The organism is Nocardia amikacinitolerans NBRC 108937 (assembly GCF_001612615.1).
Classification (GTDB): Bacteria; Actinomycetota; Actinomycetes; order Mycobacteriales; family Mycobacteriaceae; genus Nocardia; species Nocardia amikacinitolerans.
On record NZ_BDAU01000089.1, the window covers coordinates 1 to 1,343 of the forward strand.

Annotated in this window: 1 protein-coding gene; it reads right to left on the reverse strand. The window is 63.2% G+C overall.

The annotated features are described in order from the left end of the window. Positions 1-29: 29 nt before the first annotated feature. A protein-coding gene (locus tag NAM01S_RS33575) for an IS3 family transposase (RefSeq protein WP_157108045.1) occupies positions 30-1,294 on the reverse strand; the annotation gives its coding sequence in 2 pieces (ribosomal slippage) (positions 30-1,021 and positions 1,021-1,294; 1,266 coding nt in all). Between the last annotated feature and the right edge of the window lie 49 nt (positions 1,295-1,343).

The following is a 1,343-nucleotide window of genomic DNA, read 5'->3' on the forward strand; positions in this document are numbered from 1 at the left end:
GAATCGCCCCGGGTTCGATGCGCGCCTGGTTATCTGACTCCGGCGGGTTGCTGGGTCAGCTCGGCATAGTAGTCGGCTTCGTACTCGATCGGCGGTTTGCGGCCGAGGCGGTGCATCAAACGGGATTGGTTGAACCAGCAAACCCAGTCGGCGGTGAGGAGTTCGACATCGGCGATCCGGTGCAGCGGGCCACGCCGGAACGGGGAATCTTCACGGACTGCCTCGGTCTTATAGAGCCCGATCGTCGTCTCGGCAAGAGCGTTGTCATAGGCGTCGCCCACTGACCCGATCGAGGGTGTCAATCCTGAAATAGCCAGTGTCTCACCAAATTTCACTGCCGTGTATTGCGACCCGGCATCGGAATGATGGATCGCGTCGGTGACCGGATGACCTTGCCGGGCGCGCAGCGCGACCGCACCACGGATCGCTGATTCCACGAACAAGGTGTGCTTGCTCGATGCGGTTTCCCAGCCCACGATCGTGCCGGCGTAGGCGTCGATGACGAACGCGGTATAGACGAATGCGCCGGTGACCAGTCGGACGTAGGTGAAGTCCGCGACGAACAACATGTTCGGCGCGGGCACCCGGAACTGGCGATCGACAAGGTCCGGTGCGCGCGACGCGGTGGGGTCGGGTTCGGTGGTGCGGACCTTCCTGCGACGCACGACCCCTTTCCATCCGTTGGCGCGCATCAACCGTTCCACCGTGCACCGAGCCACAGGAATACCCTGTCGTTGCAGGTGGGCCCACATTTTCTCGGCGCCGTACAGCGATTCCGGTGCACGTCTGCCGTGTTTGTCGGGTTCGTAGATCCCGGCGAGGATCTCGCTCACCGCGGTGTCCCACATCGCCCGTTTCGACGGCGGCCGTTTCACCCAGGCGTAGAAGGTTCTCGGGGCGATCTTGACGCCGTGCGCGCTGAGCGCACGGCAGATCGGAGCGACCCCGAACCGAGCCCGATGCTCGGCGATGAACCTGCAGATTACCGCTGTCGCGGGTCGCTCTCCCGCGCGAAGAAAGTTGTTGCGGCCTTCAGGATTTCGATCGTCTGTTCCAGCTCGGCGATTTTGCGTTTCTGTTCCCGGATCAGTTTCGCCGACTCCGTCGAGACGCCCTCTGCGGTCCCGGTGTCGACCGCTGTCTGACGGATCCATTTCCGCAGCGTCTCCGGGGTCATCCCCAGCCGAGACGCGACTGCGGTGATCGCGGCCCACTCGCTGTCGTAGTCGTCTCGATGCTCGACGACCAGCCGGACAGCCTTGGCCTTGGTCGCTTCGTCGTACTTCGCTGGCATGGTCTGCTCATCTTCCTCAAGAACGGAGGTGAGCACCAAACCCGGGGTG